Origin of the sequence: Pseudomonas sp. SWRI92 (assembly GCF_014268685.1) — a bacterium.
GTDB lineage: Bacteria > Pseudomonadota > Gammaproteobacteria > Pseudomonadales > Pseudomonadaceae > Aquipseudomonas > Aquipseudomonas marvdashtae.
Genome location: NZ_JABWQY010000002.1, coordinates 62,652 through 80,103 on the forward strand (window position 1 = coordinate 62,652; position 17,452 = coordinate 80,103).

The 17,452-nt window shown below is 61.0% G+C and carries 15 protein-coding genes; 4 read left to right on the forward strand and 11 right to left on the reverse strand.

Annotated elements, in window-relative coordinates:
* Window positions 1–10: 10 nt before the first annotated feature.
* The 6 genes from phoU to HU762_RS03695 all read right to left on the reverse strand — a co-directional run bounded on the left by phoU (window position 11) and on the right by HU762_RS03695 (window position 8,362).
* Window positions 11–772, reverse strand: a complete 762-nt coding sequence (gene phoU / locus HU762_RS03670; RefSeq protein ID WP_030139132.1) for a phosphate signaling complex protein PhoU — start codon at window positions 770–772, stop codon at window positions 11–13.
* 72 nt (window positions 773–844) lie between these two features.
* Window positions 845–1,678: a phosphate ABC transporter ATP-binding protein PstB gene (gene pstB, locus HU762_RS03675; RefSeq protein ID WP_186633129.1), complete on the reverse strand. Its 834-nt coding sequence runs from the start codon at window positions 1,676–1,678 to the stop codon at window positions 845–847.
* A gap of 93 nt (window positions 1,679–1,771) precedes the next feature.
* A complete protein-coding gene (pstA, locus tag HU762_RS03680) occupies window positions 1,772–3,442 on the reverse strand; it encodes a phosphate ABC transporter permease PstA (protein WP_186633132.1) in 1,671 nt (556 codons plus the stop codon).
* 15 nt (window positions 3,443–3,457) lie between these two features.
* Window positions 3,458–5,491 (reverse strand): ABC transporter permease subunit, encoded by a 2,034-nt coding sequence (locus HU762_RS03685; RefSeq protein ID WP_186634399.1) that lies wholly within the window; start codon window positions 5,489–5,491, stop codon window positions 3,458–3,460.
* A 407-nt stretch (window positions 5,492–5,898) separates the two neighbouring features.
* Complete coding sequence (locus HU762_RS03690; RefSeq protein ID WP_186633135.1) at window positions 5,899–6,897, reverse strand: phosphate ABC transporter substrate-binding protein PstS; 999 nt, start codon at window positions 6,895–6,897, stop codon at window positions 5,899–5,901.
* A gap of 166 nt (window positions 6,898–7,063) precedes the next feature.
* Entirely contained in the window at window positions 7,064–8,362 is a 1,299-nt protein-coding gene (locus HU762_RS03695) for an MFS transporter (RefSeq protein ID WP_186633138.1), read from the reverse strand.
* A gap of 373 nt (window positions 8,363–8,735) precedes the next feature.
* On the opposite strand from HU762_RS03695, the gene HU762_RS03700 reads away from it, so the two are divergent.
* Window positions 8,736–9,140 (forward strand): acyl-CoA thioesterase, encoded by a 405-nt coding sequence (locus HU762_RS03700; protein WP_030139126.1) that lies wholly within the window; start codon window positions 8,736–8,738, stop codon window positions 9,138–9,140.
* 57 nt (window positions 9,141–9,197) lie between these two features.
* Window positions 9,198–10,097 carry a D-hexose-6-phosphate mutarotase gene (locus tag HU762_RS03705; RefSeq protein ID WP_186633142.1) on the forward strand — a complete coding sequence of 300 codons (900 nt, stop codon included), beginning with the start codon at window positions 9,198–9,200 and terminating at the stop codon, window positions 10,095–10,097.
* Window positions 10,098–10,166: 69 nt separating this feature from the next.
* Here the strand turns inward: HU762_RS03705 and HU762_RS03710 are convergent, their stop codons facing one another.
* The 5 genes from HU762_RS03710 to HU762_RS03730 all read right to left on the reverse strand — a co-directional run bounded on the left by HU762_RS03710 (window position 10,167) and on the right by HU762_RS03730 (window position 13,883).
* Window positions 10,167–10,703 carry a DUF3299 domain-containing protein gene (locus HU762_RS03710; RefSeq protein ID WP_186633145.1) on the reverse strand — a complete coding sequence of 179 codons (537 nt, stop codon included), beginning with the start codon at window positions 10,701–10,703 and terminating at the stop codon, window positions 10,167–10,169.
* Between the two features lie 88 nt (window positions 10,704–10,791).
* Window positions 10,792–11,037, reverse strand: coding sequence for a GlsB/YeaQ/YmgE family stress response membrane protein (locus HU762_RS03715; protein ID WP_186633148.1), 246 nt, complete (start codon window positions 11,035–11,037; stop codon window positions 10,792–10,794).
* Window positions 11,038–11,139: 102 nt separating this feature from the next.
* The gene (locus HU762_RS03720; RefSeq protein ID WP_186633151.1) at window positions 11,140–12,225 is read right to left on the reverse strand and encodes a 5-(carboxyamino)imidazole ribonucleotide synthase; all 1,086 of its coding nucleotides are present in this window, start codon (window positions 12,223–12,225) and stop codon (window positions 11,140–11,142) included.
* A gap of 13 nt (window positions 12,226–12,238) precedes the next feature.
* The gene (gene purE / locus HU762_RS03725) at window positions 12,239–12,730 is read right to left on the reverse strand and encodes a 5-(carboxyamino)imidazole ribonucleotide mutase (RefSeq protein WP_003187060.1); all 492 of its coding nucleotides are present in this window, start codon (window positions 12,728–12,730) and stop codon (window positions 12,239–12,241) included.
* Window positions 12,731–12,965: 235 nt separating this feature from the next.
* Complete coding sequence (locus HU762_RS03730) at window positions 12,966–13,883, reverse strand: LysR substrate-binding domain-containing protein (RefSeq protein WP_186633154.1); 918 nt, start codon at window positions 13,881–13,883, stop codon at window positions 12,966–12,968.
* A gap of 182 nt (window positions 13,884–14,065) precedes the next feature.
* On the opposite strand from HU762_RS03730, the gene aspA reads away from it, so the two are divergent.
* Complete coding sequence (aspA, locus tag HU762_RS03735; RefSeq protein WP_186611362.1) at window positions 14,066–15,490, forward strand: aspartate ammonia-lyase; 1,425 nt, start codon at window positions 14,066–14,068, stop codon at window positions 15,488–15,490.
* Between the two features lie 487 nt (window positions 15,491–15,977).
* Window positions 15,978–17,429, forward strand: a complete 1,452-nt coding sequence (locus HU762_RS03740; protein WP_186633157.1) for an alanine/glycine:cation symporter family protein — start codon at window positions 15,978–15,980, stop codon at window positions 17,427–17,429.
* Window positions 17,430–17,452 lie beyond the last annotated feature (23 nt).

The window sequence follows — 17,452 nt, forward strand, 5'->3', positions numbered from 1 at the left end:
CTTGGCAATCTTACTTATCGTCAGTTTCACCGGGAACATTAGCGGTTTCGGACGGGGTGCCTTCAACTTCCTCCTTCATCCGCTTGAGCCCCATATGCCGCACGTCGGTGCCACGCACCAGGTAGATCACCAGTTCCGAGATGTTGCGCGCATGATCGCCGATACGCTCCAGGGAACGCAGCACCCAGATGATGCTCAGTACCCGGGAGATGGAGCGCGGGTCTTCCATCATGTAGGTCGCCAGCTCGCGCAGGGCAGTCTTGTATTCGCGGTCGATGATCTTGTCGTACTGGGCCACCGACAACGCAAGGTCGGCGTCGAAACGGGCGAAGGCATCCAGCGCATCGCGGACCATGTTGCGCACCTGGTCACCGATATGGCGGACTTCGACGTAACCGCGTGGCGCTTCGCCTTCTTCGCACAACTGGATGGCCCGACGGGCAATCTTGGTGGCTTCGTCGCCGATCCGCTCCAGGTCGATCACCGACTTGGAGATGCTGATGATCAGGCGCAGGTCGGACGCCGCCGGTTGACGACGGGCCAGGATGCGCAGGCACTCTTCGTCGATGTTGCGTTCCATCTGGTTGATCTGGTCGTCGATCTCGCGCACTTGCTGGGCCAGGCCGGAATCGGCCTCGATCAGCGCGGTCACCGCGTCATTGACCTGTTTTTCCACCAGCCCGCCCATGGCCAGCAGGTGGCTGCGCACCTCTTCCAGCTCGGCGTTGAACTGCGCGGAAATGTGGTGGGTGAGGCCTTCTTTACTAATCATCTTTGGCGTCCTTGGAGCGTCCGGTAAGGTGCGGCGGACCGCAGCGTAGATTCAATGAGCAACCACGGCGTCCTAGCCGTAACGACCGGTGATGTAGTCCTCGGTCTGCTTCATGGCCGGATTGGTAAACAGGGTATCGGTGTCGCCGAATTCCACCAGCTTGCCCATGTACATGAACGCGGTGTAGTCGGATACCCGAGCCGCCTGTTGCATGTTGTGGGTCACGATGACGATGGTGAACTTGGACTTGAGCTCATAGATCAGCTCTTCGACCTTCAGCGTCGAGATCGGATCGAGGGCCGAGCACGGTTCGTCGAGCAGCAGCACTTCCGGTTCCACGGCGATGGTACGGGCAATCACCAGACGTTGTTGCTGGCCGCCGGACAGGCCCAGGGCCGACTCATGCAGGCGGTCCTTGACCTCATCCCACAGCGCCGCGCCCTTGAGCGCCCATTCCACGGCTTCATCGAGCACGCGTTTTTTGTTGATGCCCTGGATGCGCAGGCCGTAGACCACGTTCTCATAGATGGTCTTCGGGAACGGGTTGGGCTTCTGGAACACCATGCCCACGCGGCGACGCAGCTCGGCAACGTCCTCGCCCTTGCGGTAGATGTTGTTGCCGTAGAGATTGATTTCGCCTTCGACGCGGCAACCGTCCACCAAGTCATTCATGCGGTTGAAGGTCCGCAGCAACGTCGACTTGCCGCAGCCCGACGGGCCGATGAACGCGGTAACGCGCTGTTTCGGTATGTTCAGGCTGACGTCATACAGCGCCTGCTTCTGGCCGTAGAACAGGTTCAAGCCGGGCACTTCGATGGCGACGGTTTCCGAAGCCAGGTTCAGGCTCTGCTTGTCGCGGCCCAGGGCCGACATGTTGATGCCGTGTGTATGTGCTTCGTGTTGCATGGTCTCACTCCGTTCGTAGCTGCAAGCTTTTAGCTGCAAGCTGCAAGTTTTGAGCAAAAGCGGCCTGCAGCTTGCCGCTTGTGGCTAATGCTTTTAGCTATCCAACGCTTTGTATTTCTCGCGCAGGTGATTACGGATCCACACCGCCGACAGGTTCAAGGTGGCGATCACCAGCACCAGCAACAGCGCCGTGGCGTACACCAGCGGTCGCGCCGCTTCAACGTTCGGGCTCTGGAAGCCAACGTCGTAGATATGGAAGCCCAGGTGCATGATCTTCTGGTCCAGGTGCAGGTACGGGTAGTTGCCGTCCAGCGGCAGCGACGGGGCCAGTTTCACCACGCCCACCAGCATCAACGGCGCTACTTCGCCGGCGGCGCGGGCCACGGCGAGGATCATGCCGGTCATCATCGCCGGGCTCGCCATCGGCAGGACGATTTTCCACAGAGTCTCGGCCTTGGTCGCGCCAAGAGCCAGGGAACCCTCGCGAACGGTTCGCGGGATTCGCGCCAGGCCTTCCTCGGTGGCGACGATTACCACCGGCACCGCCAGCAGCGCCAGGGTCAGGGACGCCCAGAGCAAGCCGGGGGTGCCGAAAGTCGGCGCAGGCAAGGCTTCGGGAAAGAACAGCCGGTCAACCGAGCCGCCCAGCACGTAGACGAAGAAGCCCAGGCCGAACACGCCGTAGACGATGGCCGGAACACCCGCCAGGTTGTTCACGGCAATGCGGATCAAGCGGGTCATCGGCCCCTGGCGGGCATATTCACGCAGATACACCGCCGCCAGCACGCCGAACGGAGTGACGATCATCGCCATGATCAGGGTCATCATCACGGTGCCGAAAATCGCCGGGAAGATCCCGCCTTCGGTGTTGGCTTCACGAGGGTCGTCGCTGAGGAATTCCCAGACCTTGCTGAAGTAGAAACTGATCTTGGTGAACGTGCCCATGCCATTTGGCTGGTAGGCGTGCACCACTTTGCCGATTTCGATCTCCACTTCCTTGCCGTTGGCATCGCGGGCCGTCAGGCTGTCGCGATTGAACTGCGCGTGCAGGTCGGCCAGGCGCGCTTCGATGTCCTTGTAGCGGGCGTTGAGTTCGGCGCGCTCGCTTTCCAGATCGGCTTGTGCGGTGGCGTCGAGCTTGCCCTCCAGCTCCAGTTTGCGACCGTGCAGGCGAATGCGCTCGAGGCCGGCGTTGATCGCGCCGATGTCGGATTTTTCCAGGGTCTTGAGCTCGTCGGCCAGTTCGTTGACGCGTTGGATACGCGCTTGCAACTGCGGCCACGCGGACTCGCCCTCGGCGATGACCTTGCCTTGTTCCTTGACGTTGACGAGGTAACCGTAAAAGTTGCCCCACTCACGTCGTTCAAGGGCCATCAGCTCCGGCGGCGTCGTCTGGTTGGTCAGCCAGTCGCCGACGATCCAGGTGAAGTCGGTGCCGTTTAGGTCGCGGTTGCCGACCTTCACCAGTTCACGGGTCATGAACTCAGGGCCTTCGTTCGGCACCGGCAGGCCGGCGCTTTTCAGGCGCTCGCGAGGCACTTCTTCTTTCTGCACGACTTCGCCCACCACCAGGTGCGCAGGCATGCCCGGTACGGTGTAGCTGGCGTGGATCAGGTCCGCCGGCCAGAAGTGGCCCAGGCCACGCACGGCAATTACCGCCAGCAGGCCAATGGTCATGATGACCGCGATGGACACCGCGCCCCCGCTGATCCAGACGCCCGGGGCGCCGCTCTTGAACCATCCTTTCAGGGAGTTCTGTTTCACAGACTTCTACCTTTCTTAAAGCGACGAATATTTCTTGCGCAGACGCTGACGGATCAGCTCGGCGAGGGTGTTCATGACGAAGGTGAACAACAGCAGCACCAAGGCCGACAGGAACAGCACGCGGTAGTGGCTGCCGCCGACTTCCGATTCAGGCATTTCCACTGCCACGTTGGCCGCCAGGGTGCGCAGGCCTTCGAACAGGTTCATTTCCATGACCGGCGTGTTGCCGGTGGCCATCAGCACGATCATCGTCTCGCCCACCGCCCGGCCCATGCCGATCATCAGTGCCGAGAAAATGCCCGGGCTGGCGGTGAGGATCACCACGCGCGTCATGGTCTGCCAGGGCGTGGCACCGAGGGCCAGGGAGCCCAGGGTCAGGCCGCGTGGCACGCTGAACACGGCGTCTTCGGCGATCGAATAGATGTTCGGGATCACGGCGAAGCCCATCGCCAGGCCAACCACCAAGGCGTTGCGCTGGTCGTAGGTGATGCCCAGGTCATGGGAGATCCACATGCGCATGTCGCCGCCGAAGAACCAGGCTTCCATGTACGGGCTCATGTACAACGAGAGCCAGCCGATGAAGAGGATCACCGGGATCAACAGGGCGCTTTCCCAGCCGTCCGGCACTCGCAGGCGAATGGATTCCGGCAGGCGGCTGAAAGCGAAACCGGCGACCAGGATGCCGATCGGCAGCAACATCAGCAGGCTGAAGATGCCTGGCAGGTGCCCTTCAACGTATGGCGCCAGGAACAGGCCGGCGAAGAAGCCGAGGATCACCGTCGGCATCGCCTCCATCAGCTCGATCACTGGCTTGACCTTGCGGCGCATGCCCGGGGCCATGAAGTAGGCGGTGTAGATCGCGGCGGCAACCGCCAGCGGCGCGGCCAGCAGCATCGCGTAGAAAGCGGCCTTCAGGGTACCGAAGGTCAGCGGCGAAAGGCTCAGCTTGGGTTCGAAGTCGGTGTTGGCGGCGGTCGATTGCCAGACGTACTTGGGTTCGTCGTAGTTTTCGTACCAGACCTTGCTCCACAACGCGCTCCACGAAACTTCCGGGTGCGGGTTCTCAAGCGACAACGGTTGCAACTTGCCGCCCTGCTCCACGATCAACCGGTTTGCACGCGGCGACATACCAAACAGGCCTTCGCCATCGACCACCTGGTCTACCAGCAAGGTGCGGTGGGCGGTGCTGTGGAACACGCCGAGCTTGCCGGCGGCGTCGAGGGCGACGAAGCCTTTGCGACGCTCTTCGGCGCTGATTTCAACGATCGGCGCAGAGCCCATCTGGAAGGTACGGATCTGCTTCAGGCGCTGTTCGCCGTCCGGATCGCGAGCCATGAACCACTGGGCCAAGCCACCTTTGGAGTCCCCGAAGATCAGCGAGATACCGCCCACCAGTTGAGCAGTCGCGGTGATCTGGGCTTCGGCGTTTTCCAGCAGCTTGTAGCGACCGTTGAGGCTCTTGTCCCGCAGGCTGAACACATCGGCTTGAGCACGTCCGTTGATCACATACAGCCATTGCTGGCGCGGGTCGACGAAAATGTTCTTCACCGGCTCGGTCATCTGCGGCAGCTCGATGCGTGTCTGCTCGCTGGTGATTTCACCGGTCATCATGTTTTCTTCGCTGGTCAGCGACAGCACATACAGTTGCGCGCCGCTGGAGCCTGCCAGCAGCAGCGTCGAATCGGTGGCGTTGAGGCTCACGTGCTCAAGAGGCGCGCCCTGCTCGTTCAAGGCGATTGGGGTCTCGCCGTAAGGGTATTCGATGGCGGGCGAAATGGTTTTCTTGCCGTCGGGGTAGCTGACTTTATAAGTGTGGCGCACCACCAGGGCCTGGCCATTGGAAAGACCGATCGCTACCAGCGGGCTGCCGGGCTGGTCTTCGCCGATGGACGTCACGCTGGCGCCGGCCGGGATCGGCAGGTCGACGCGACGCAGTTCGGCACCGTTGTCGAGCTCGAAAAACAGCGCTTGGCCCTTGTCGGAAATCCGCATGGCGACTTGGTTCTGTTCTTCGATGGCGATCATCAGCGGCTTGCCGGCGTCTTGCATCCAGGCGGGCGTGATCGAATCCTTGGCCGTGAGGTCCGCACCTTGGAACAGCGGGAGCACCACATAGGCCAGGAAGAAGAAAATCAGGGTGATTGCTGCGAGGACGGCGAGGCCGCCAACCAGCACGTACCAGCGGGTCAGGCGATCCTTGAGCGCGCGGATGCGACGCTTGCGTTGCAGCTCAGGCGTATTGAAGTCAATGCGCTTGGGAGGGGAAGTCGTAGTCATTGTGGAGTTGGCCAGATCATTCATGCGCACACCCTAGCGATCCTGTATGACAGAAAGATGACAGTGAAGTGACGCAACAAATCCGCCGCCAGCTAGAAGCGGCAGCGGATGGGAAATATGGGCTGTGGAAGTGGCGTGCACTCCCACAGCAGGCCCGGGTTTCGGCCCGGGCTCAGGTATTACTGCTTGGCGACGTTGCCGCCTTCTTGCAGGCCCAGGTCAGCCAGTGCCTTGGCGGCAACCTTGGCTGGCAGCGGGATGTAGCCGTCCTTGACCACGACTTCCTGGCCTTGCTTGGACAGGATCAGCTTCACGAACTCAGCTTCCAGCGGGGCCAGAGGCTTGTTCGGGGCCTTGTTGACGTAGACGTAGAGGAAGCGCGACAGCGGGTACTTGCCGTTCAGGGCGTTTTCTTCGGTGTCTTCGATGAATTCGCCGCCTTCTTTCTTCGCCAAGGCAACGGTTTTCACGCTAGCCGTCTTGTAGCCGATGCCCGAGTAGCCGACGCCGTTAAGCGAGCTGCTGATCGACTGCACAACCGAAGCCGAACCCGGCTGTTCGTTGACGTTAGGCTTATAGTCGCCTTTGCACAGTGCTTCTTCCTTGAAGTAGCCGTAGGTGCCGGACACCGAGTTACGGCCGAACAGCTGGACTGGCTTGTTGGCCAGGTCGCCGGTCACGCCCAGGTCACCCCAGGTCTTGACGTCAGCCTTGGCGCCGCACAGGCGAGTCGAGGAGAAGATGGCATCGACTTGAGCCATGGTCAGGTGCTTGATCGGGTTGTCCTTATGGACGAATACGGCCAGGGCGTCCACGGCAACCGGGATAGCGGTAGGCTTGTAGCCGTACTTGGTTTCGAAGGCCTGCAGTTCGTTGTCCTTCATCTTGCGGCTCATCGGGCCCAGGTTGGCGGTGCCTTCGGTGAGCGCGGGCGGCGCGGTGGAGGAACCGGCGGCCTGAATCTGGATGTTTACGTTCGGGTATTCTTTCTTGTAGTTCTCAGCCCACAAGGTCATCAGGTTGGCCAGGGTATCGGAGCCGACGCTGGACAGGTTGCCCGACACACCAGTGGTCTTGGTGTAGCTCGGGATCGCAGGGTCAACAGCGGCAACCGCGTTGGCAGTCGCAACGCCAGCAGCGACGACAGTCATTGCCGCCATCAAACGCTTCAGTTTCATGCCTTACTCCTAGCAGATAGGGTGTGTTAAGTCGGCCAAGTATCGGTAAGCCTTGTGAACACTCTATTGCTGAAATATGACAATTGGATGAAAGGCCAGTATTGGGTTTCGTCGGATGTCGTGGCGAGGGAATTTATCCCTCGCCACAAAGGTTGTTCGGCGTCGCTTAGCGACCTTTTTTCCAAAGATAACCGCCCACCCCCATCCCGATCCCGCAGATGATCGCCACGTAATACGCTGGCCCCATCGGGCTCTCTTTCAACAGCAAGGTCACGATCATCGGTGTCAATCCGCCGAAGATTGCGTAGGCCAGGTTGTAGGAAAACGACAGGCCACTGAAGCGCACCACGGCCGGGAACGCATTGACCATGACGTAAGGCACCGCGCCGATGGTGCCCACCAGCAAACCGCTCAAGGCGTAGAGCGGGAACAACCAGTCAGGGTGCTCGAACAAGCTGTGGTAGAAGGTCCAGAACGTGACGAGCAGCAAACCGCTGCCGAAGACAAACACCCGCCCCGCACCGAAACGGTCGGCCAGCACACCCGCGCCAATGCAACCGAAACTCAGGAACACGATCGCCAGGCTATTGGCCTGCAATGCAGTCGTCGGGCTGAAGTGATACACAGTCTGCAGCACCGTCGGCGTCATCAGGATGACGACGATGACCCCGGCCGACAGCAGCCAGGTCAGCAGCATCGAAATGGCGATTGCGCCGCGATGGTCGCGCAGCACGGCCCGCAGCGGTACCTCTTCGGCCAGGGCCTTGCGCAGCTGCAGCTCGGCGAATACCGGGGTTTCGTGGAGCCAGCGGCGCAGATACACCGAGAACAAGCCGAACACACCGCCCAGCAGGAACGGGATCCGCCAGGCGTAATCCGCCACTTCCACCGGTGTATAGAGGCTATTAATGGCGGTGGCCACCAGCGACCCCAGCAGAATCCCCGCCGTCAGGCCACAGGTCAGGGTGCCGCAGGCATAGCCGATGTGGCGCGCTGGCACATGCTCGGAAACGAATACCCAGGCCCCAGGCACTTCGCCGCCGATGGCCGCGCCCTGAATCACCCGCATCAGCAACAAGAGGATCGGCGCCCACATGCCGATCTGCGCATATGTCGGCAGCAAGCCCATGATCAAGGTGGGCACCGCCATCATGAAAATGCTCAGGGTGAACATTTTCTTGCGGCCCAGCAGGTCACCGAAGTGGGCCATGACGATCCCGCCCAGCGGCCGGGCCAGATAACCGGCGGCAAAGATGCCAAACGTTTGCATCAGGCGCAGCCATTCGGGCATCTCGGCGGGAAAGAACAGCTTGCCGACCACGGTGGCGAAGAACACGAAAATGATGAAATCGTAGAACTCCAGCGCACCGCCCAAGGCAGAAAGCGACAGGGTCTTGTAGTCATTACGGGTCAGCGGACGGGCGGGTTGTGCGGACGTCGCCGTGCTCGAAGGCGCAGTGGTCATGGCAAGGGCTTCTCTTATAGTCGGTTCTGCGGCCCCGACAACACGCAATGGGAGCCTGGGCAGGTCCGGCACGATAGCAAATTGTTCGAAAAAGCACATAGAGGTGCGTAATAGACAGTCGAAATCAGAACCCAGTGGTCGTCTCGACGTCTATCGCCCGATATACTCGCAACCTTGCGACACTCTGTAAGGGGTTGCTGTGCGAAAACGTCGTTGGTGATGTAGTCAAATCAGCCGGTTTCGCAGAGTTTCCCTTTGGCACGCCTTTACGAAAAACGTGACGAACGTGGCATGTTCGGGCTGAATCGTTTTTTTCAAAGACGGCTATTCACCTGAAAGACAAGACAGAGTTACGGGTCAGAGGCCCCCCGGCATGATAGAGCTCGAACAAGAAGATCCGATTCCGCAAGGCGACCTGGCCCTGCAAATCACCGCGCTTCCTCGCGACACCAACGGCTTTGGCGATATTTTTGGCGGCTGGCTGGTGTCCCAGATGGACCTCGCCGGCACCGCGATGGCCAGCAAAGTGGCCGGCGGACGCGTGGCAACCGTGGCCATTGATCGCATGGCATTCCTGGTGCCGGTGGCCGTCGGCGCGCAGTTGTCGTTCTATACCCAGGCCCTGGAAATCGGTCGCAGCTCGATCCAGATGATGGTTGAAGTCTGGAGCGACGACCCGCTGTCCAGTGAATGGCGCAAGGTCACCGAAGCGGTGTTTGTATTTGTCGCCATCGATGGCAGTGGTCGCACCCGCTCGGTTCCGCCACGCGCCCGTTAAACACGGCGACCGTTTTGCGGTCCATTGCAGTTCATGTTCCTGAACGAGATTTGCAAGATGCCTACGCCTAACGTCGAAGCCGTCAAACTGGATGAACTGAACGGTTGGCGCATCCGCCACGGTCAGGCCGAGTTGCTGGTGGCCCAGCAAGGCGCGCATGTCCTCAGCTATCAAGTGGACGGCCAGCCGCCGTTGATCTGGCTCAACGACCAGGCCACGTTCAAGAGCGGTAAGAGCATCCGCGCCGGCGTGCCGGTGTGCTGGCCATGGTTCGGCAACCTGACACGCAACCCCGACAGCGTCCAGGCGATGCGCGTCAGCAACGAACCGGCCACGGCCCACGGCTTGGTGCGAGCGATGGATTGGGAACTCAAGGGCATCGAGGCCGAGGGCGAAAGCCTGAAGATCGAATTCGTCTTGCCCTACCCGGAAAACGGCCTCTCGGGCTGGCCCCACCACGTAGACCTGACGCTGACGATCGTGATGGACGAGCAACTGCATATCCACCTCACCAGCCATAACCGGGGCAGCGAAACCGTCAGCCTCAGCCAGGCGCTGCACAGCTATTTCGCTGTCAGCGACGTGCGTAACGTACACGTCGACGGTGTGGATGGCTTGCGCTATATCGAGACCCTGGACGATTGGAACATCCACTCCCAGGCAGGCGACTTGCATTTTGCCGGCGAAACGGACCGTATCTACCTCGATACGCCACCGACGCTGAGCATCGTGGACGCGCATTGGAATCGACGGATCGAGTTGGCCAGCGTCGGCTCGCGCTCGGCGGTAGTCTGGAACCCGTGGACCGAGCGGGCCAAGGCTTTCAGCGACATGGCCGATGATGGCTGGCAGCGCATGCTGTGCATCGAGACGGCGAATGTGATGGACGATGTGGTGACGCTGTTGCCCGACGCTCGTCATACGCTGGGTGTGAGCATCGCCAGCAAGCCGCTCTAGGCCACCCTCGACACCAAGATGTGGGAGCAAGCCCGCTCCCACATTCGGGTCCAGCCGCATTTGCGCCTGCTACAGATCCGCGTCCACTACCACCCTCACCTTCTCCGCCTCCATCGCATACGCGGCGCTCGCCAGGTCGTTGTCGACCTTTTCGATTTTCAGCGTGCCGGTGACCCACAGTGGCGTGTAGATATCGTCAAGCTTCAGGCCCTTGGGATAGCGCACCAGCACCAGTTGATTGGGCGGCGGTGGCGGGACGTGGATGCAGGCACCGGGATAAGGCACCAGGAAAAACAACGTGCTCCGGCCCTTGGCATCAATTTCCAAAGGAACCGGATAACCACCCAGGCGGATGTGCTTGTCGTTCATCGACGCCACGGTCTTGGCCGAATACATCACCGCCGGCAAGCCTTTGCTCTGCTTCAGGCCGCCCTTTTCGGTGAAGGTGCCGCTGGCTTCGGGGGAGTTGTGGTCGATCTCAGGCATGGCCTCGAGGGCTTTCTGGTCGGACTTTGGCATCAGTTCGAGCCAGTCGGTTTCCGCCAGCTCGGCGGCATGGGCCAGGCCACTGCCCAGTAGAAGAAGGGTCAACACTAAACGGCGCATGAAAGTGCTCGGCAATGAGTGAGGAATGAAACGCCGGGCAGTTTAGCCCTCTCCGTGCGCCGCGCAGAGAGGGCTTCATCAGGTTTAATCAGTTTCTTTTGATCAAGCCGTAGATCACCAGCAATACCACCGCGCCCACCAGGGCACCGAGGAAACCAGCGCCTTCGCCCGCCTGATATATACCCAAGGCCTGGCCGCCGTAAGTGGCCGCCAACGAACCGCCGATACCGAGCAGGATGGTCATGATCCAGCCCATGCTGTCATCGCCCGGTTTGAGGAAGCGCGCCAGCAGGCCGACGATCAAGCCGATTAAGATGGTTCCGATGATTCCCATGGCATTTCCCTCTGGTTGAATAGCTATGCCAAAGCCTAGTCAGACTTTGGCACCTTGCCATGAGAGAAGCCGGCCGACGAATGGTTCAACGAATGTTTCGGATTATTGCTCGGCGATCAGCGTCTCGACCTTGATGATCTGCTGGGCCAGCGTGGCCCTGTCGGCGCAACGCAGGTTGGCGTGACCGACCTTTCGGCCCACTTTGAACGCCTTGCCATAGTGGTGCAGATGACAGTCGGCAATCGCCAGGACTTTCTCGGTATCCGGCACTTTGCCGATGAAGTTCAGCATTGCGCTCTCACCGACCTTGGCCGTCGACCCCAGTGGCAGCCCGGCCACCGCCCGCAGGTGATTTTCGAACTGGCTGCACTCGGCGCCTTCAGTAGTCCAATGCCCGGAGTTATGCACACGCGGAGCGATTTCGTTGGCCTTGAGGCCACCGTCCACTTCGAAGAACTCGAACGCCATGACGCCAACATAGTCGAGCTGCTTGAGCACTCGGCTGGAGTAGTCTTCGGCCAACGCTTGCAGCGGATGGTCGGTGCTGGCGACGGACAGCTTGAGAATGCCGTCCTTGTGGGTGTTGTGCACCAGCGGGTAGAAGCGCAGTTCACCGTCACGGGCACGCACGGCAATCAGCGAGACTTCGCCGGTGAAGGGTACGAAGCCTTCCAGCAGGCAGCCGACGCTGCCCAGCTCGGCAAACGTGCCGGCGACGTCTTCGGCGTTGCGCAAGACTTTCTGGCCCTTGCCGTCGTAACCCAGGGTGCGGGTCTTGAGCACGGCTGGCAGGCCGATGGAAGCGACAGCCGCTTCAAGGTCAGCTTGAGACTGGATATCGGCGAAGGCCGGCGTCGGGATGCCCAAGTCCTTGAACATGTTCTTTTCGAACCAGCGATCGCGGGCGATGCGCAGGGCTTCGGCGCTCGGGTAGACCGGGACGAACTGGGACAGGAAGGCAACGGTCTCGGCCGGGACGCTTTCGAATTCGAAGGTCACCAGGTCGACTTCATCGGCCAACTGGCGCAGGTGATCCTGATCACCGTAATCGGCCCGCAGATGTTCACCCAGGGCAGCGGCGCAGGCGTCCGGCGCCGGATCCAGGAAAGCGAAGTTCATCCCCAGCGGCGTACCCGCCAAGGCCAACATGCGACCCAACTGGCCGCCACCGATTACACCGATTTTCATTTCGTCAACAACCTCAGGCAATGCGTGGGTCTGGATTGTCCAGGACGCTGTCTGTCTGCTCAGCGCGGAATTTTTTCAGCACGGTATGAAATTGTGGATGCTTGGCGCCCAGGATGCTGGCCGACAGCAGCGCCGCGTTGATCGCGCCGGCCTTGCCGATGGCCAGGGTAGCGACCGGGATGCCGGCTGGCATCTGCACGATCGACAGCAGCGAATCGACACCCGAGAGCATCGACGACTGCACCGGCACGCCCAGCACCGGCAGGTGCGTCTTGGCCGCACACATGCCTGGCAGATGGGCCGCGCCACCGGCTCCGGCAATGATCACCTCGATGCCACGGGACTCGGCCTCTTCGGCGTACTGGAACAGCAGGTCCGGGGTACGGTGGGCGGACACCACTTTCACCTCGTAAGGGATGCCGAGCTTTTCCAGCATATCGGCGGTGTGGCTAAGGGTGGACCAATCGGACTTGGAGCCCATGATCACGCCAACCAGTGCACTCATCGTCGTGCCTCTTCTCTCTGGGCGCCCGCAGGCGCGTCAAAAAACAACAAGCCACGCGGGAAAACCAGCGTGGCTTGTTGTACGAATTATGGCCGATCTGGACCGGCCAAAGGCCGCGCAGTATACCGCAATGAAGCAGATAAACAGCCCCTGCCGCGACCATCTGTCATTTGTGGTTAAACGGCGGTTTTATTGACCCTGAGGTCAATGGAAAACCCTTGCGGGGGGACTTGATTCAAGCGCCAGTCCCGCCTTGCGCAACCCCGCTCTCGAGCTTGCGCCACAACAACCGTACATTGGCCTTGCGCACCAGAGCGCAGCGGTACAGGCGGATCTCGAGCGGCACATGCCATTGTGGTCCGCCGCAGATCACCAGCTCCCCACGCTCCAGCTCGGCGCGTACGCTGAGCCGCGGCACCCAGGCGATGCCCAGCCCTTCCAGGGCCATGCTTTTCAAGCTGTCGGCCATGGCCGTCTCATAGACAGTGGTGAAGCGCAACGCGCGCTGGCGCAACAATTGATTCACCGAACGTCCCAGGAATGCCCCGGCACTGTAGGCCAGCAAGGGCACGCTGGCCTCGCCCTCCAAGTCAAATAACGGCTTGCGGTCAGCGTCGGCCGCACAGACCGGGAGCATTTCGGTCTGGCCCAGGTGCAGGGACGGGAAAATCTCCGGGTCCATTTGCATCGCCGAATCCGGGTCGTAGAAAGCCAGCATCAGATCACAACCGCCCTCGCGCAACGCATGCACGGCATCGCCCACGTTGGTCGCGACCAGTCGCGTGGCGATGTTCATGCCTTCGTTGCGCAATTGCGCGATCCAGCGTGGGAAGAAACCCAGCGCCAGGGAATGTGCCGCCGCCACTTGGATCACTTCGCCCTGCCCGCCTTCCAGATGGTGCAGATGCCTGAGCACCTCGCCCAACTGCTCGACCACGGTGCGCGCCGTCACCAGGAACAGTTGCCCCGCCGCGGTCAGTTCGATCGGCGTACGGGAGCGGTTGACCAACGTCAGCCCCAGCGCCGCTTCCAGACTGCGGATCCGCCGACTGAAAGCCGGTTGCGTGACAAAGCGCCGCTCGGCCGCCTGGGAAAAACTGCGAGTCGCGGCCAAGGCACTGAAGTCCTCGAGCCATTTGCTTTCAAGATTCATCATCGTCCTCCCGAAGGACGCACCAAAACAGGTCGCACGTTCGCCGAGTCGTCGGCGTCACACGCGCATTATGCCGAATATGCATAGGCCAGTGTTTAACAGCATTGGCCCAAATTTTCCTGAAAGCCTAGGATTCACAGCGTTCCGGCACAGACCGGGTCCTTATTGAGATGATTTCCATCATGTCCTCCGCTGCATCATTCCGCACAGAAAAAGACCTGCTTGGCGTACTCGAAGTACCGGCGCAAGCGTATTACGGCATCCAGACCCTGCGAGCGATCAACAACTTTCGTCTCTCCGGTGTCCCGATCTCGCATTACCCCAAGCTGGTGGTCGGTCTGGCGATGGTCAAGCAAGCCGCCGCTGACGCCAACCGTGAGCTGGGCCAACTCAGCGAAGCCAAGCACGCCGCGATCAGCGAAGCCTGCGCACGGTTGATCCGCGGGGATTTCCACGAAGAGTTCGTGGTGGACATGATTCAGGGCGGCGCAGGCACGTCGACCAACATGAATGCCAACGAGGTCATCGCCAACATCGCGCTGGAGGCCATGGGTCACCAGAAAGGCGAGTACCAGTACCTGCACCCCAACAACGACGTGAACATGGCGCAGTCCACCAACGACGCCTACCCGACGGCGATCCGCCTGGGTCTGCTGCTGGGTCATGACGCGCTGCTGGCCAGCCTCGACAGCCTGATCCAGGCGTTCGCCGCCAAGGGCCAGGAATTCAGCCACGTCCTGAAAATGGGCCGCACCCAACTGCAAGACGCCGTTCCGATGACGCTCGGCCAGGAATTCCGCGCCTTCGCCACGACCCTTGGCGAAGACCTGGCGCGCCTGAAAACCCTGGCGCCTGAACTGCTCACCGAAGTAAACCTGGGCGGCACCGCGATCGGCACCGGCATCAACGCTGACCCGCGCTACCAAGCCCTGGCCGTGCAGCGCCTGGCAACTATCAGTGGCCAGCCGCTGGTCCCGGCCGCCGACCTGATCGAAGCCACCTCTGACATGGGCGCCTTCGTGCTGTTCTCCGGCATGCTCAAGCGCACCGCAGTCAAGCTGTCGAAGATTTGCAACGACTTGCGCCTGCTGTCCAGCGGCCCGCGCACCGGCATCAATGAAATCAACCTGCCGGCCCGCCAGCCAGGCAGCTCGATCATGCCCGGCAAGGTCAACCCGGTGATTCCTGAAGCGGTCAACCAAGTGGCGTTCCAGATCATCGGCAACGACCTCGCGCTGACCATGGCGGCCGAAGGCGGCCAGCTGCAACTGAACGTGATGGAACCGCTGATCGCCTTCAAGATCTTCGACTCGATCCGCCTGCTGCAACGGGCCATGGACATGCTGCGCGAGCACTGCATCGTCGGCATCACCGCAAACGAAGCGCGCTGCCGTGAACTGGTCGAGCATTCGATCGGCCTGGTCACCGCCCTGAATCCGTATATCGGCTATGAAAACGCCACTCGCATCGCCCGCGTTGCCCTGGAAAGCGGCCGTGGCGTGCTGGAACTGGTGCGCGAAGAAGGTTTGCTCGACGACGCCATGCTCGACGACATCCTGCGCCCGGAAAACATGATTGCTCCGCGTCTGGTCCCGCTGAAAGCTTGACCGACGCGACCACTGCTCACCAGGTCGAGGGACTAGACACCTCTCACCTTTTGAGGGCTTGGGGACTCGTTTCCCAAGCCCTTTTTTTTAACAAATGACTGCAAGCAAGACAGAACCTGTAGGACCGAGCCGGCTCGCGATAAACGACGACACGCTGCCGTTGTAATCCGCGTCGCCCGCCACCGCGAGCTGGCTCGTTCCCGCAAGAACCTGACCGATAGGCCAGGAGCTACAAAGGTCCGTTTCGTCGCACGCACCACAACTGTGCAGACGGGCGTCGCACTGATAGGTATAGTGCCGCCCCTCTTCGCATGAGTGGTCGTCGTCAACGAGGCCTCAACAACATGCGAAAACCGAACTAATAACAAACCCGCGAAGTGGACCGGGACGAAACATCGCCTGACCTGTCGAGCCGCCTGCGGACCGATGTAACACGATGTTTCCAAATGGCCAGCATTGCTTAAACAAAAAACAGCGAGGAATACACATGCTCGAAGTCATCAACGACTTCCTCTCAGGGAAAGTGCTGATCGTGCTCATTGTCGGACTCGGTGGCTACTTCACGATCCGCTCGCGTTTCGTCCAGTTCCGTCATTTCTTTCATATGTTCGCGGTGTTCCGCGACAGCCTGAAAAGCAGCACTGACCAGCTCAGTTCGTTCCAGGCCTTGATGCTCAGCCTGGCCGGCCGCGTCGGCGCGGGCAACATCGCCGGTGTCGGCATTGCCGTGACCCTCGGCGGGCCCGGTGCGGTGTTCTGGATGTGGGTGACCGCGCTGGTCGGCATGTCCAGCAGCTTCTTCGAGTGCTCCCTCGGCCAGCTCTACAAGCGCTGCGACTCCGAAGGCCAGTACCGTGGCGGCCCGTCCTACTACATCCAGCACGGCCTGCAGAAACGCTGGCTGGGCATGATCATGGCGTTCCTGCTGCTGATCACCTTCGGCTTCGCCTTCAACGGCCTGCAAGCCCACGCCGTGACGCACTCGTTGAACAATGCCTTCGGCTTCGACACGACCTACACCGGCCTGGCCCTGGCTGCGTTGCTGGGCCTGGTATTCATCGGCGGGATCAAGCGTATCGCCAAGGTTGCCGACCTGCTGGTACCGGTCAAGACGCTGGCCTACATCGGCGTGACGCTCTACGTGATCGTGCTGCAGTTCGAACATGTACCGGGCATGCTGGCGACCATCGTCAAGAGCGCCTTCGGCCTGGACCAGGCCTTTGGCGGCCTGATCGGCAGCGCAATCGTCATGGGCGTCAAGCGTGGCGTATTCGCCAACGAAGCCGGCCTGGGCAGCGCCCCTAACGTGGCAGCCGTCGCCTCGGTCGAACACCCGGTTGCCCAAGGTGTGGTCCAGGCGTTCAGCGTGTTCCTCGACACCTTCGTGATCTGCACCTGCACCGCGCTGCTGATCCTGCTGTCGGGTTTCTACACACCGGGCTTCGAAGGCGACGGCATTGCCCTGACCCAGAACTCCCTGGCGGCCGTGGTCGGTGACTGGGGCCGAGTGTTCATCTCCGTAGCCCTGTCGTTGTTCGTGTTCACCTCGATCCTCTACAACTACTATCTGGGTGAGAACAACCTGCGCTTCATGCTCGGCGAAAACCGCAAGGCGCTGATGGCGTATCGCACCCTGGTCCTGGCGCTGATTTTCTGGGGCGCCATCGAGAACCTGGGCACCGTGTTTGCGTTCGCCGACATCACCATGACCCTGCTGGCGTTCGTGAACCTGATCGCGCTGTTCCTGTTGTTCAAGGTCGGCATGCGCATCTTGCGTGACTACGACGACCAGCGTTCGGCTGGCATCAAGGTGCCGGTGTTCGACTCGAGCAAGTTCCCGGACCTGGACCTGGACCGCAAGGCCTGGCCAGCGACCCCATCGGCACCTGCCGCCGAATCTGGAAACGCCCCGGCGAGCCTGGCTGCAGCGCAACGCTGATCAACAGTCCGTTTGAAAAAAAC

What these genes read in the sequence shown, in the direction of transcription:
- phoU (WP_030139132.1), bottom strand. Translation starts at nt 772, where the DNA reads ATGATTAGTAAAGAAGGCCTCACCCACCACATTTCCGCGCAGTTCAAC.
- pstB (WP_186633129.1), bottom strand. Translation starts at nt 1,678, where the DNA reads ATGCAACACGAAGCACATACACACGGCATCAACATGTCGGCCCTGGGC.
- HU762_RS03715 (WP_186633148.1), bottom strand. Translation starts at nt 11,037, where the DNA reads ATGGGAATCATCGGAACCATCTTAATCGGCTTGATCGTCGGCCTGCTG.
- HU762_RS03685 (WP_186634399.1), bottom strand. Translation starts at nt 5,491, where the DNA reads ATGCAAGACGCCGGCAAGCCGCTGATGATCGCCATCGAAGAACAGAAC.
- HU762_RS03730 (WP_186633154.1), bottom strand. Translation starts at nt 13,883, where the DNA reads ATGAATCTTGAAAGCAAATGGCTCGAGGACTTCAGTGCCTTGGCCGCG.
- HU762_RS03710 (WP_186633145.1), bottom strand. Translation starts at nt 10,703, where the DNA reads ATGCGCCGTTTAGTGTTGACCCTTCTTCTACTGGGCAGTGGCCTGGCC.
- HU762_RS03705 (WP_186633142.1), top strand. Translation starts at nt 9,198, where the DNA reads ATGCCTACGCCTAACGTCGAAGCCGTCAAACTGGATGAACTGAACGGT.
- HU762_RS03695 (WP_186633138.1), bottom strand. Translation starts at nt 8,362, where the DNA reads ATGACCACTGCGCCTTCGAGCACGGCGACGTCCGCACAACCCGCCCGT.
- HU762_RS03720 (WP_186633151.1), bottom strand. Translation starts at nt 12,225, where the DNA reads ATGAAAATCGGTGTAATCGGTGGCGGCCAGTTGGGTCGCATGTTGGCC.
- HU762_RS03740 (WP_186633157.1), top strand. Translation starts at nt 15,978, where the DNA reads ATGCTCGAAGTCATCAACGACTTCCTCTCAGGGAAAGTGCTGATCGTG.
- purE (WP_003187060.1), bottom strand. Translation starts at nt 12,730, where the DNA reads ATGAGTGCACTGGTTGGCGTGATCATGGGCTCCAAGTCCGATTGGTCC.
- HU762_RS03690 (WP_186633135.1), bottom strand. Translation starts at nt 6,897, where the DNA reads ATGAAACTGAAGCGTTTGATGGCGGCAATGACTGTCGTCGCTGCTGGC.
- aspA (WP_186611362.1), top strand. Translation starts at nt 14,066, where the DNA reads ATGTCCTCCGCTGCATCATTCCGCACAGAAAAAGACCTGCTTGGCGTA.
- HU762_RS03700 (WP_030139126.1), top strand. Translation starts at nt 8,736, where the DNA reads ATGATAGAGCTCGAACAAGAAGATCCGATTCCGCAAGGCGACCTGGCC.